The organism is Verrucomicrobiota bacterium, from assembly GCA_027622555.1.
Classification (GTDB): Bacteria; Verrucomicrobiota; Verrucomicrobiia; order Opitutales; family UBA2995; genus UBA2995.
Map to the genome: position 1 here is coordinate 1 of JAQBYJ010000122.1, position 15,035 is coordinate 15,035.

6 protein-coding genes are annotated in these 15,035 nt (G+C 48.7%); 5 read left to right on the top strand and 1 reads right to left on the bottom strand.

Annotation, left to right across the window (positions count from 1 at the left end):
- The first annotated feature begins 105 nt into the window (after positions 1-105).
- Both O3C43_21320 and O3C43_21325 read left to right on the top strand, forming a co-directional pair.
- The gene (locus O3C43_21320) at positions 106-6,240 is read left to right on the top strand and encodes a hypothetical protein (GenBank protein ID MDA1069035.1); all 6,135 of its coding nucleotides are present in this window, start codon (positions 106-108) and stop codon (positions 6,238-6,240) included.
- A 307-nt stretch (positions 6,241-6,547) separates the two neighbouring features.
- Entirely contained in the window at positions 6,548-7,654 is a 1,107-nt protein-coding gene (locus O3C43_21325) for a fatty acid desaturase (GenBank protein ID MDA1069036.1), read from the top strand.
- Positions 7,655-7,716: 62 nt separating this feature from the next.
- Here the strand turns inward: O3C43_21325 and O3C43_21330 are convergent, their stop codons facing one another.
- Positions 7,717-8,397: a GDSL-type esterase/lipase family protein gene (locus O3C43_21330; protein ID MDA1069037.1), complete on the bottom strand. Its 681-nt coding sequence runs from the start codon at positions 8,395-8,397 to the stop codon at positions 7,717-7,719.
- A gap of 214 nt (positions 8,398-8,611) precedes the next feature.
- Here O3C43_21330 and O3C43_21335 point away from each other — a divergent pair, with 214 nt between their 5' ends.
- From O3C43_21335 to O3C43_21345, 3 genes are read left to right on the top strand one after another with little or no spacing between them, the layout of a single operon-like run.
- Positions 8,612-10,048, top strand: a complete 1,437-nt coding sequence (locus O3C43_21335) for a TolC family protein (GenBank protein ID MDA1069038.1) — start codon at positions 8,612-8,614, stop codon at positions 10,046-10,048.
- Between the two features lie 6 nt (positions 10,049-10,054).
- Positions 10,055-11,524: an efflux RND transporter periplasmic adaptor subunit gene (locus O3C43_21340; protein MDA1069039.1), complete on the top strand. Its 1,470-nt coding sequence runs from the start codon at positions 10,055-10,057 to the stop codon at positions 11,522-11,524.
- Between the two features lie 41 nt (positions 11,525-11,565).
- The gene (locus tag O3C43_21345) at positions 11,566-14,793 is read left to right on the top strand and encodes an efflux RND transporter permease subunit (GenBank protein ID MDA1069040.1); all 3,228 of its coding nucleotides are present in this window, start codon (positions 11,566-11,568) and stop codon (positions 14,791-14,793) included.
- Positions 14,794-15,035: the final 242 nt, after the last annotated feature.

The following is a 15,035-nucleotide window of genomic DNA, read 5'->3' on the forward strand; positions in this document are numbered from 1 at the left end:
GAGCCCCGAGGGCAAGTTTATTTATCAATCCCTGTAACCATACGCATTATACGCTCTAAATAATTATACCGTGCCCGTTCCGGAGTGACAAACTCCGCTGGTAAAGTGGATTTTAAAAACCTTCCCGCTATACCTTACCTGGTTCAGGTGCAAAAGTATGGATACCACCGCGTGGAAATTCCTTATTTCCCCGATGACGAAACCGGTGAATTTGAAACACCAAAAACCCTATTTATAGAACTGGAGCCAACCTCGCTTAAGATCGCTCTGGAATCTTTCTATCCCGATTTTATGTTTCCCGATGGTGTGCCGGTAATCATACAAGGTCTGGATGGTACTTCCACCGAAGGTATCCGAAGAGAGGCGCCGGCCTTTTTTATACCCTTTGGGCCTCCGCCACTCATACCCCTACCGGTCGCCGGCTTTCCTGATATTTTTTCAAGCGATTATATTTTACCGGGTCGATATCTTGTAACCGTAAACCACGACAAGGCATCGCCACCTGTTCCAGCGGCGGATTTTGCGGGCACCACTTACACCATCGGTTTTCAGGGAGAAATGTATGTGGATGTAGCGGTCGGCGAATTGACCGTTGAATTCATGGACCTCACCGTCATTCCTGCCACCATTCGCGGAAAGCTTCTTGTGGCAGATACTGTGGCAGCTCTTGAAATGGGACCGAGTGCGGGAGGTTTACTGTCTCCTCTTTATTCGGGTCCCATTTATAAACCGATGGAACAACCGGGGATTGAGTTTACCGAGACCATTGTGTCAGATCACCTGCCGCCTGGCTTCAAAGTACTCAGCGTCGATGCGGATGCGCAGGGAAATTTTACGCTCACCCTATTACCCGGCGTTTACTCCGTAAAAATTCCGGCCATGGATGGTTATTGGGGCAGCAACTACGATCTGATTAACCATGTGGACGGTGAGCGATTTGCACTCGGTTGGCCCTATAATCCTCCCGATCTGTTTACACCACCATTTATTCCAATTCCTCCTTTCGGTAGTCTGGGCATGCTCATTAATTCCCGCGGCCAATATGAGCTCAATCTGTATGTTCGAAAACAGCTTTGGAATCTCTCGGGTGAAGTATCGGCTGACATTGAAGATCATCCGGCGCTGCATCGCATAGTAACCAACCAGACGGATCCGGTGTTGACCACCGACTTCAGCGACCTGGGAAAAGGGGGCGAAATGATGCTCGAGTTGGAAGGTGGTGATGCTCTCATCTCACCCTTGGTGTCCAAGGTCTCCGGAAAACCCGGGGACAGCCGCTTCCCGTCGGATTCGGCCGTATTCAGTTTCACCGCTGGACCGGGACTGCATTCCCTTTCCGGGACCCATCCCAATCACAGTATCGAACATCCCGGTACAGCAGAAACCGTTTTCGATATCCCGCTTCCCAATCTCGAACACCCGGGTGTCATCGTGGATGATTACATTATCCCTCTGACAAAAGTCTGGGGTGGATTGCCGGGTCTGCCAGATACGCTCAAGGCCGAATACACCGGAACCGTTGATCTCAGGCTTGAATTCTACGGGATCAATCAAGCGGACGACCGGGTGCTGGTCACCAGCTTTACCAAGCCGGATATATTTACCTTTCCTGGCCATGGTGACAAGCAGTTCGCCGTTGGGGTTGAACCTTTCAAAATGATTGGCGGATCTTATGACGTCTGGAAAAAATACGCCGGTAAGTGGTACAAGAAATCTGTTTCTGTCACCGACGGCCAAGGGACCGAAGTCGTAGAGGTTGATATTGTCGAAGGCCCTGGTCTGGGAACACCACCACCCGCATTGACCTATACTCTGAAAGTTGAAGCGGTCAGTGATGCCGACCCGAAACACCTGATTCCGGGATTAATGGTCAAGTTTGATGACACCCATACCTTCACCACAGCAACCACACCGCCCTTTATTGAAACCGGTCACGATGGAGATTACATACCCGACTCCGTGAGTCCGGTTACCAAGTGGATTCCAGCTCTTGGCTCCGGAAGCACTATTGCCAGTTACGATATTAAAATGGATATAGAGGCCGAGCCGGCCAAGATTGACGTCACGCTTCGCATGAAACGTGGCATGGCGGTCAAGGGAACGGTGGAGGCAAAGTTCGACCCGGGGGATGAGGATGAAACGCCGAAACCCGTAAAAATGGTCCGCGTCATTATTCGCAACCGTTACGGCAATGTCCTGGCCGGAGCGGTCACAGACGAGATGGGAAAGTTTGAGCTCTCTCCGGCCTTGACCAATGCACAGACCATTTTTCTCGAAGTCAGTACTCCCGGCTTTTATCCCTTCCGGAAACGCATCATGCCAAACAACCTGGGTGTCGATGGCACGCCGGTCGATGTAGAGGAAACCATCACTCTCAAACCATTGCCCGGACCGACGGATATTTCCGGAACCTTCGACCGCTATGGATCTTTTCTTCCCGGAGTGAGCAAGTCTACCAGTGGAGGCATCCTGACACCCGACGAAGACTTGACCACAACCTTCGAATTGCGGGCCAAAGAGCAGGAGTTGACCTACTCACTGGTTCCCTATGATTCACCGGATGGCACCGCTGGTACAGAGGAAGAGATCACAGTTGCAGATCCGGTAAAACAAATCTGGCTGGTGGATACGCGCGGCTTCCCGAAAAATCCGTTTTCCGACAAGCCGGTGGCTCTCGAACTACCCAAATTGACGGAGCCCTTCTTCAACCTGGAAATGGGACTCTTCCTGAACGCCGCGGTGCAGAGAACCTTCATGGAGCCGGTTGAGCCGGGTGTATTTCCATACCAGTGGTATCGACGGTTTTCCGCACTGCGTGACGGTGAAACGGGCGTGGACGTTGCCATGGGAGAATTGTCTCTGGCCACCTTGCCTCCGGGCGATTTTAAACCCTTGATCGTGGCGGTCAGTCAGCGTGGTGCCTATTCCTTTAAAAAGTATGAACTGACTGGAAGCGACACCTTCAAAAATCTTTATGGATTGAAACTGCCTCCGTGGGCCGCCTCGGTGGCCGATGTCCTGGGAACAGCTACCGCTGTCAAGGAAGCAGGTAGTGGCATTAATTGGGATAACTTCATTCCTGAAAGTTATCTGAGTCCTTTTCCGGACATAACGGCGGACATTGAATTAGTGGACGGTCATTTTTTGAAATACACGTATGAGTTGGGAATGAATCTTCAGGAGGGTATGGAACTTCCAGGTACCGGAATCGGAGCCGTGATTCCCGGATTCGCCGGGTTGGACGTGAACGGAATGCTAACCCTTGAAATTAATGGCAAGTCCCGCACCTCCTCCGGTTTCAATGCCGGGGAAATCAGCCTGGGTGGAGAAATTGTTGCTACGTCCAAAGCACTTGATATTACGGACTATATTCCCCAGGCGTTACCCAAACGCATTCGCAAAAAAGCGGCGGAATTTATTAAAGCTAATGTCGAGGCCTCGGTCGTGGCCGGTGGTAGTGCCGAGCTGAAAACCACTGAGCTGGCCATTGGAGGCATGCCGCTCGAGCGCAACATCAAGGCAACGACCTCGGCCGGTGTCAGCGTACCGATTTCCATAGATATTACTCCGGTGGTGCAGACGATTCCCACGGTGGGACCTATCGTGAGCGCATTGAAAAAAACGCGCTTTAACCCCACCTTCAAAGCCAACATCGACGATGCCATCGGCACTACGGTTTCCCGCACATTTACCACGCAATACCCGCATATCATTAAAGCAGGCAGCGGTGGTTCGGTTGAGGTAATTGATCCGCGTGATCCTACCGAGCATACAGCCAGGAGGCATTTTCTTGGAGGAAAAATGGAGCCTTTCAGTAAAGACTATAAATTGGAGCGCGCGCTTTGCTTACGGTTTGGCGTGGGTCTGGAAGTGGAAACATTCGGTGGCCGTGCCGGAGCATCCGGTTCGCTTACCTTGCAAGGAAATGAGTGCAAACTGCCAACCTCGGTCGGTGGCAAAACGCAGCCAGCCATGAAAATCACTCTCAATCAGTTTGGCGACTGGCCGCCCATTACCCGTATACAAGGAAAGTTGACCGGGGAAATCGAAGCTTACCTCGACGCCTGGGTTACACGATTCAGCAAGTCCTGGGACTTTGATCTGATAGAAATCGACATACCTTTCAATTCGGAGGCCTCCTTTGACCTATCACCGATCAATATCTCGGAAACCATCTATGGCTTGAGCACGGCAGCCGCGGCGGAATACCTGGGTGAACCGCCTACCTTGGTGCAAGATCTATTTCTGCCTGGTCAAGTATCGGTCTCCGGCACGGGCGACGCGGTCATCCTGTTTACCGATGTAGATTCTTCCACGGGTGAAATGCTGCTGCAGTTTGCCCACCGAACCGGTACTCATGAGTGGAGCGCCATTGGCGAACTGGCCAGAACTGGCGGAGTGGTGGCCGCAAATATACTTTCCCTGCCCGGAGGAGGCTGGCTGGCGGTTTGGACGCAAATCGCGCCCGGCAATTCGACTAGCCTGACACCGCCTACGACTTTGATGTATTCAACCTCTTCGGATGGCATCAGTTGGACAACTGCAACACTGGCTGGCCGGGATGCAGTTGCTTCCGACATCAGGTTAGTGCCCTTGGCGGGTGACGATGTCGGCTTGCTGTTTCTGGAAACCGATCGAGGACCTAATACCATTATGTTCAGCTTGAACGGAGTGGTGTTTGATGGATCGGCCTGGGGAAGTGTGATGGAACTACATCCTCCGGCAATCATCCGTGATTGGGACGCAGAAGGCCCAGGCGCTACCGGCACTGGGGAAATTCAAATTGCTGTGGTCACCGATGGCGAAAAACTGAGGGTCATCAGTTGGGATGGAACGACAGTGAGCCCGGCAACCGAACTGGTTTCGACCGATGTGGTCGCTCCGGTTGAGTTGGGTTGCGGACCCGACGATTTCTTTACCCTGGCCTATAGTTTGAATGGCGGTGGGATAGGATTTTTCACACTATCGACCGGCGGAGATTGGGTCGATCGTGGAATTGTTTTCGAAGGTGCCTTGCCCAACAGCCTTACCGTTCTGGATATGTTCGATGGTTCCGAGTATGCTTACCTGATTTCATGGACAGACGGTGGTTCGGGAAATGTGTTTTATGGATATGTGGATGCCGTGGGATCGGTGCTTGCCGGTCCGGCCAATCTGACTCAAAACATCCATGGCATTTATCGTGGTATCCAATCCACCCAGCGGGGCAGTTCTCATGACGCGAGCTTGTTTGCCCTGTTCGACAATGGAGAAACCACAGAAGTCCGCACCTTCGACGTAAGCCGAATCAGTGGCAGTATCAACAACGACCGCGACGAAGACACTCTCGATGATCTTGCGGAAATGCGCATCGTCGATGCCGATACCAGTGACGCATTGGATACGGTGGACAAAGTCCTTCCCGGAGCGGATTTCGACGAGGATGGATTCTCCAACAAAGTTGAACTGGATGCCGGAACTGATCCCACCGATCCGGGCAGTTTTCCAGGCCAGTCGATTTCGCTTTCCACTGAAGTAGCGGAGTGTTTCGAGTTTGGCACCGTTCCGGGTCAGGTCGCGGTAATTCGATCGGGCGATGGATCCGCCGAACTTAAGGTGAAGTATTCAATCTCAGGTTCCGCAACTAATGGAACCGATTACTCAGCTTTGAGTGGGGAGGTTACATTGGCTCCCGGTATTTATGTCCACATGCTGAACATCTATCCGGAAGGGGACGTGCTCGCCGAAGGGGATGAGACAGTCATTCTTACCCTGATTGAGGATGTCGCCTACGATCTTGATGCCCAAGCCGAGTCGACGGTTACTATTCAGGATCTGCCCATGGATAAGTGGAGATTAGCGCATTTCACTGAGACTGAATTACTGGATGATAGCATAACTGGAGACGCTTCCGATGCGGATAGGAATAGCCTGATTCTATTGATGGAATATGCCTTTGGAATAACGCCCAACAGTCAAAGCAATGAGAATATTCCATACGCGGTGGTTCTGGTGAATTCAACCACCAGCCTTCCACACGCTGGTATTATTTATTTGCGACCCAACGATGCCATCGAATTGGAATATTCGATCGAGGTCACTGACGATTTAGGAAACTGGTTGGCTGGCCCAGATCAAATTGAAATTGTTTCGGTTACAGACAATGGAGACGGCACAGAGACAGTTGTGGCAAGAGATCTAACTCCGATTGGCGATACGGGTCGTTTCTTGCGGTTGAATGTGATTCGGAATTCTGAATGAGTTTTTTGGAATCAAAAGAGTAGGGGATTCACTACTTTCTTTTTAAGAAATTAAGGGCTTTCAATTATGGAAATCAGATGGAATTGATTGAAATCAGCTATAGGGTGTTATTTCAATCCCTTGTGAAACCTGAGAAATCTCCATTAATTCAATGCCTTGCTAAATATTCTTATTTTCGCTTTTGAAGGGTTGATATTGTTAGCAGTTTGTGTCCCAATTGGAACTGATCCTTAAACTACCTGTTTCAACTTCTATTTGGACAGCCACTCATTTTCGGCAGCCTCAAACCTAATCTATCTTAGATATCATGCGAATTAAACATTGGGACAACTTTGGCTTTATAGCGGGTTACCACCTTCTCCTTCTTTTTTTAATCCCTTCCTATATTAGCCATTTCAGTTGGTCGTCGCTAGTCCTTTGTGGAGTCACTTACATATTGGGTGGATTTGCGATAACTGCCGGTTATCACCGCTTGTTTTCTCACAGGACCTACAAAGCGAGTCCTGTTTTTGAGTGTCTTAATCTTTTCTTCGCTACCCTGGCTATTGAAGCATCTGCGCTCCAATGGTCCAACGATCACCGTATGCATCACACGCATGTGGATACGGACCAAGATCCTTATAATATTCATCGCGGTTTCTTTTATGCCCACATTGGTTGGTTGTTTGTCCACCATGTGCCCATTATTGACAGCAACGTTATGGATTTAAAAAAGAATCCGCGGGTTATGTTTCAGTACAAACATATGCTTCTGCTGTCATTGGTATCCAATGGCCTTGTTTTCGGGATTGGCTGTTTGTTTATGCACCCTGTAGCTGCATTGTTTGCCGGTGTGTTATTGCGCGTCTTTTTGATCCACCATTGCACCTGGTTTATTAATTCACTTGCTCATATGTGGGGCTCAAAAACATACGCCAAAGAGCTCACTGCGGTAGATAACGGTTTACTTGCTTTTTTGACTTTCGGCGAAGGCTATCACAATTATCACCATGCGCTTGCCAATGATTACCGCAATGGCGTTCGTTGGTTTCATTTTGATCCGACAAAATGGTTGCTTTGGACCTGTTCCAAAATCGGCTTGGTATCCGACCTCCGTCGTGTTCACAAAATTCGGCTACAAAAGATTCTCGTAAACAAGGACAAGGATTTGTTGCTGGAGCGTTTTAAAACTGAGCTCGATGAGAAAGCCATTGAGTTTCGGAAACGCGCTGAAGAATTAGCTCATGCATTTGAAGATAAAGCGTCTGTGATTCTAGCAAAAGTGAGAGAGTTAAAGGATGCGACCGATGCAAAGCGCAAATTGTTAAAGCAGGAGATACGGGAGCTTAAGCGTGAGCTTCGTGTCTATTGGAATGAGTGGATCGAGCTTACGCAATTTGCCGTCAGGAATTACAATTTAGCTCACGCCTACTAATTTGATCTGAAAGGTTGTCAGTCGGCACAGTCCTTACACGGAGAAGTAGCCGATTGTCGCTTTTATTGTTTCAGATGCGGAGTCAGTATTTCGTTCCAGATTTTGTAACCAGCATCGCTCATGTGCAACAGGTCGTCGGCGAATAGATCCATGTAGAAATTCCCTTTTTCGTCAAAATACCGATCGCAGGATCCTCGAATATAGGTAATGCGGTCATCTTTGAGGGCTTCCATTTCCACCAGGTAATTAAATGCTAACTCGGTTTCGATTATGGAATGCCTTTTTGGACTGGGTCTTGCAGCGAGAACCAATAATTTTCCATCAGGAGCTCTTTCGAAAAGCTTGGCAGTGAATTGCTTAAAATCCTCCAACACCTGGAGCGAGGGTTTGCGCGCCCAAAGGTCGTTTCCCCCGCAATAAAGAACGGTTATTCCCGGCTCGTATTTCAGGACCGTTTCTTCAATGAAATGATTTACATCAGAGATCTGGGATCCTCCAAATCCTCGGTTAAGCGCTTTCAGGCCTGGAAACACGCTTGGAATATCCAGCCTTCGAATACTTGAACTGCCCACAAAAACAATACCTCCTTTAGGAAACGGATTCTTTTTATCAGATTCCTCAAAATCGGCGATTGCTTTGGCAAAGCGATTGGGATCCGGGTCGGCGGCCTGTTGTGGGAAAAGTGCGGCGGTCGTGCCCCAGGTTAGTAGTAGCGTAAGAGGTATTAAGGATCGTGCTTTCAATAAGGGGACAGATTCTATTTCTTTTGTGTACTTGGTCGAGGCAAAATAGAACCAAAAAAAGGCTGGAAATTTTCTTATTCAATGTAACTTTACTGAGATACAGTGCGTTTTGGTCTAATTGCTGCGAATGCGCTATCCCTAGCCTACTTTGACCTTTCTGATGCCGAAACATCGAACTTCCTTTCCCGAATTAACTCGGGTCCCCACATTAAATATGCCTAAAAGCCGAACTATTGTCCTCGTTACTGCTTTATCTACATTTGTTCTTTTGAGCGGGTGCGTAACGAAAGCTCCTCCCAGTCAGGCAGACAAGTTACCCGTTCAAGCACCCAATAGTTATTATAACGACCATGATCGTACACCCTTTTGGAATGATGGGTGGACACAGGATATCCAGGATCCTCAATTGCCAAAGATTATTGCTGAGGCCCTGGAGCATAACTACAATCTTCTATTGGCCGAAGGCAGACTGGAAGCCGCGATGGCCACAGCCGTTATTCAGGGTTCCGCAAAGTACCCCAGTTTGAACATGATCACCACCGGTTCTCGTGCTCAACGAAACCCTTCAGGAGGTAATCAGATTAATAGTCCACGGAGTAATACCTTCGCTCTCACAGGACGTACTACCTGGGAGTTGGATATTTGGGGCATTGTTCGCGACCAGGCCAATGCCGGCTATGCCGACTATCAGGCTTCTGTTGAAGACTTCAGGGCCGCCCGATTTTCCATCGCCGCGCAAACAGCTCGTGCCTGGTACCGTGCCATTTCATCGGAATTACAGTTAGATATAGCGATAGAAAGCTTGGAGACCTTTGAGTCGAACTTGCAAATCATCGAAGAGAATTTCAAACGGGGTATTGCGAGAGCGTTGGATTTGCACCTCGTTAGGGCTAATGTGGCTAATGCGAAGAGTGATTATGAGGGACGCCTTCGTACTCGAGACGGGGATCATCGCTCACTCGAAATACTTCTTGGGAGGTATCCCTCCAGGGAAATTCAGGTAACCAAGGTTTTTCCCGCATTCAAAAATTCAATTCCAGTTGGTTTGCCCGACGAACTGCTGAATCGACGTCCGGATATTCGCGCTGCTGAGCGGAGGCTTGCTTCTGACTCAATGAACATCAAGGCAGCCAAAAAAGCCATGTTGCCTGGAATCAATTTAAATGGAAATTTTGGAACCAGCACACGCGAAATTGATAACGTTCTGGAAATCGAGGATCTTCGATACCAAGTCTGGAATTTCGGATATAACATTAATTTACCTGTTTTCCAAGGTGGCCGCTTGCTTGCGGCTAAAGACCGGGCTTATGCGGTTTATACCCAGTCTCTGGCCAATTACGCACAAACCGTTCTGGAAGCCTTTGAGGAAGTGGAGACATCCTTGGCGGATGAGTCCTCTTTGCTGCGAGACGAAGCAGCTCTTCGCGAAACGGTGGTGGAGTACGAAGCCGCCGTAGAATTGGCCTGGGAGCAGTATGGCCGTGGTTTGGTTGACATTATTACTGTGCTTGATTCACAACGCCGTTTGTATAATGCCAATCGGTCTTTAATCATTGTTTCCAATCAACGTATCCAAGGTAGAATTGGTCTCTACCAAGCCCTAGGTGGCGGCTTTGTAGCCGACAACGACGAATCCCAAATCATTAAATAATTTCCCATGAAAATACTCAGAATCTTATTGCCTCTTGTCATATTCGGCGGTGCCGGAGCAACTGCTTGGTGGATTATTTCTACCAAACCCGAGCCCCGCCAACGTAACTTTACTCCCGGAGCCACTCAAGTTGAGGTCTTCGTTCTCAAGCCTGGGAGCTATCAGGTTGAATTGGAAACCCAAGGAACCGTGCGTGCTCGGACCGAGAGTACACTTATTCCTGAAGTCCGTGGCCGGATACTTGAAATTGGCGCCAATTTTCGCGAAGGTGCGTTCTTTGAGGAAGGGGACATCCTCCTTCGTATTGAGACAAGTGATTATGAGACTGAGTTGGTTGTGGCCGAAGCCAATCTAGCGCAAATGGAGTTTGCACTAAGTGAAGAGCAGGCTCGTGCGGACCAAGCCTATCAAGATTGGAAACGTTTGAATTTGAGTGAAGAGCCAGGTGAAATGGTATTGCGTACACCGCAGGTTAAACGAGCTAAAGCTAATGTTTCCTCAGCGGAGGCACGATTAAACACAGCGCAAAAAAACCTGGAACGAACAGTGATAAAAGCTCCATATGCCGGAAGAATCCTCACCAAAAGTGTGGATGTGGGTCAGTATATTTCTCCTGGAAATCAACTGGCGAAAATCTACGCTGTAGATTTTGCCGAAGTTCGATTACCCTTAACGGAACATCAACTTACCTTTCTTGATTTGCCTGAAATTTATCGGGGCGAGCAGCCAACCATCCAGGACGGCCCCAATGTTACCATCTCTTCAACAGTAGCCGAGAAAACCCATGAATGGGTGGGACGTATTACAAGAGCTGAAGGCAGTTTTGACACCCGTACCCGCCAGCTGTTTATAATCGCTCAGATACGCAATCCCTATGGTCGTACTGATGATAACAAGCCACCCTTGAAGGTGGGATCTTTCGTAAAAGCTAAGATTCGCGGAGCTGTACTTGAGAATGTGTTTGTTGTTCCACGTCGTTTGTTGAGAGAAAATTCATTTCTCCTTACCGTGGACGGTAATGACAGCTTACGCCGTAAAACAGTAAATATTGTTTGGCAGAATGATTCTTCCATTATCGTGGACAAAGGATTAGAACCTGGAGACCGAATCTGTCTAACCGACGTTCCTTTTGCTCTTGAGGCCTTGCCTGTAGCCGTTACCGAGTTGGATAAACTTCCCTTTCAAGTTGAGAAGGTTGACGTCCAGGAAATCGTGGCTCGTCGAGCTGCTGCGGCACCTGCCGGTGGCGGCGGCGGTGGAGGCGGTGGTGGTAATGCCCTCGGTCAAATCATGGCAGCCATACCTGCCGACAAACCAATTCCTGCAGAACTAAAAGCCAAAATCGATGCAGTTACAGCCGGCGGCGATCGTTCTCAGATGAGACCTCTTATGGGGGAACTTCGTGCCTGGGCTGAAAAAGAAGGCATCAAATTGCCCGCTGGTGGTGGTGGTGGTGGCGGCGGACCGAGAGGTTAACCGAAATCCCCTTATTTTAATATCGAATAACCCTAAGGATCATGAACGGAATAATTGCCTGGTTTGCCCGCAATGGTGTTGCCGCCAATTTGCTGATGTTTGCTATTCTCGCCGGCGGTGTCTGGTCTGTTAGTAATAAAATCATTCTGCAAGAGTACCCGGAATTTCCGAGTCGAAGCATCAGTGTGTCCGTTTCCTATCGAGGCTCAACGCCTGGGGAAATCGAGCAAGCCATTGTGACTCGTCTGGAGGAAGCCCTTTATGATATCGAAGGTATTAAGGAGATGGATGCGCGCGCCAGCGCCAATTCCGGTTCCGTGTCTTTGGAAATTGAAGACGGTTATAACTTGAGTGAAAAACTGGATGAAGTAACGAACCGCGTTGCAACCATCCGTACATTTCCACCGGAAGCGGAGCGTCCCCAAGTCAGTTTAAGAACGCGTTCAGAGCGGGTCATCACCATGGTGTTGTCTGGTAACATGAGCGAGAAGGATCTCAAAATTCTCGGTGAACAAATCAGGGACGAGGTTTCCAATATTCCTGGTATCACCATGGCTGCGCTTAAAGCGACGCGGCCTTATGAAATAGCGATTGAGATTTCTGAGTCCACTCTCCGTCAATATGGACTGTCTTTTGATGATGTAACGCGGGCTATTCGTTCCTCTTCCGTTGATTTGTCAGCCGGCAGTGTAAAGACGGAAACCGGTCGTATATTACTTCGTACCAACCAGCAGGCTTACGATTACAAGGATTACTCAGCCATCACCTTGTTGACCAGGTCCGATGGGACCAAAATAACTTTGGGCGATGTGGCCCATGTGGTCGATGGTTTCGATGAAACACCCATTGTTGCCCGCTATAACGGGAAACGTGCTATTGCGATCGATGTATTTAGGACGGGTATGCAGAACATCATTGAGATTGGCGATGATGTTAAGGAATTCATTGCTCTGAAGCAGCAGCAGCTGCCCGATGGGATTCATTTGAGCTATTGGTCCGATGATTCAGATCGTATAAAGGTCCGTCTCGCGACCTTAACTGACAGCGCCATTTTTGGGTTCGTTCTCGTCGTAATTATTCTTTCCCTGTTTTTGCGGCCAACGCTGGCGTTTTGGGTTGCCTGTGGAATTCCCATTGCATTTGCCGGAACCTTCCTCGTTTTGCCCTACTTAGGTATGTCGCTGAATATTATGACTCTGATGGCGTTCATTACCACGTTGGGTATTGTGGTCGATGATGCCATTGTAACAGGCGAAAATATTTTTCAGCATATGCAGCGGGGTGCAAAACCACTAACTGCTTCAATCAAGGGCACTCAGGAAGTAGCTATGCCCGTCATATTTGGTGTGCTTACCACCATGGCGGCTTTCTATCCGCTTTTTCTTCAATCGGGAATGCGGGGTAGTATCTATAAGAATATCCCCATGATCGTCGTTCCGGTTTTGTTCTTCTCCCTCATTGAGTCCAAGCTCATTTTACCTGCCCACTTGAAGCATTGCTCGAATTTGGCAGCCAAAACTTCGAAACAGAATATCTTCTCTAGATTCCAACGTTTTTTTGCCGATGGTTTGGAACACGTTATTTTAAGATATTACCGTCCATTTTTAAATGTGGCTTTGAATCATCGCTATACTGCCACTGCACTTTTTATCGGTTTTTTGATGGTTTTCCTGGCTCTGGTTTTGGGCGAACGCATTGGCTACCGAAGCCGGATAAATACTCCTTCCGATACCTCAACCATAACGCTCCGGATGCCTGCGGGAACCAATTTCGAAGTTACGCAGGAAAAAGTGGATATTATTGAAGCAGTCGCATTAAAACTGAAAAAGGAGGTGAACGAACGGTTTGGCACCGTCGTCATTCAAAACGTTTTTGCCACGGCCGGAGGTCAACCTTTTGGAGAATCTTTTGGTCGAAGAGGCGAAACAGCGGGTGTGGCTGAAGAAGGTGAGATATTAATCGAGTTAACGCCGTCCGAAACGAGAGAAGCGGATTACGGAACCAGAGAACTGGTTTTGGAGATGCGTAATTTGGTTCCCCCAATACCTGAAGCGGAAGAGCTCAGCTTTTCATTTGGTAGAGGAGGGGCTAGAGCTGCCATGACTTTCGAACTCATCCACCCAGACATCTCTGTCCTCAAAGCAGCCTCACATGATCTGCAGGTAAAATTAGCTTCCATGGCAGGTTTATTCGACATAACGGATTCTTATGAGAGGGCGAATGACGAGTTTGAATTGGATTTAAAACCCGAGGCAGAATTTCTGGGTGTAACGGCAACAAATCTGGCCCAACAAGTGCGAACAGCTTTTTTCGGATCGGAAGCCCAACGGATTCAAAGAGGTCGGGATGAAGTGCGTGTTATGGTCCGCTATCCGGAAAAGGAACGTCGCTCCCTTGGCTCACTTCAAACCATGATGATCCGGACAGCAAATGGCACGGAAGTGCCCTTCGAAACCGTGGCGAAAATTGTCCCAGGTAGAAGTCTTCCATCCATCCAGCGAGTTGATCGTAAGCGGATTATCCAAGTGAGTGCCGATGGGGACGCCGAGACGCTCGACATTGAAACCATGGAGACTGAAATCCTTGAAGAATTTCTGCCTGAGCTGGCGGCAACGAATTATCCGGGGATGGAATTTGGCGTGCGGGGGTTTGGTGCCGAATCCCGCGACAATGAAAGAGAAATGATACTGGGAATCTATTTCATTCTTGCCGTGATCTACGCGCTATTAGCCATCCCATTCAGAAGTTATTTCCAGCCAATTATTGTCATGTCCGCCATTCCATTCGGGGTAGTGGGCGCTATTGTTGGGCATTGGATTATGGCGGTCGTTTTCGGATGGAATGGTGGTGACGCTATTGTCACGACCACTTCCATCTTTGGTATGATGGCTCTGGCCGGAGTCGTTGTGAATGACAGTTTGGTTATGGTTCACTTCATGAACGACAAGGTTAAGGAAGGAATGCCGTTGAAGGAAGCGGTTCGGACAGCAGGTGTTCGCCGGTTCCGTCCGATTCTGCTGACCTCCATGACTACCTTTTTCGGTTTACTGCCTCTGATGTTTGAAGACAGCCCTCAAGCCTCGTTTCTGGTGCCTATGGCCATCTCTCTCGGATGGGGCATAGCATTTGCAACTGCCATTACGCTGATACTCATTCCAGTATTGGTGCTGGTCTATGATGATATACAGCAAGCCTTTTACAGGCTCTACAATATCGATCCTCATGCCCACGATGAGGGTGGAGAAACCAAAGCGCCAACACCAGCCTGATAAAGGCTTCATGATTTTATGAAAAACCGGAACCATGTCATGAATGATGAGGAACCGGTTTTTCTTTTTCCGTGAAGCGTAGCTTTCCGATTCTTTTGAACATTTACAACGGACAAATATTTTTTAAAAATAGTAAAAGAAACGATTAATCGCTTACCCCAAATGACATGCACGGAATAATCGCCTGGTTCGCCCGAAACGGAGTAGCTGCCAATTTGTTAATGATCGCCATCCTTGCAGGA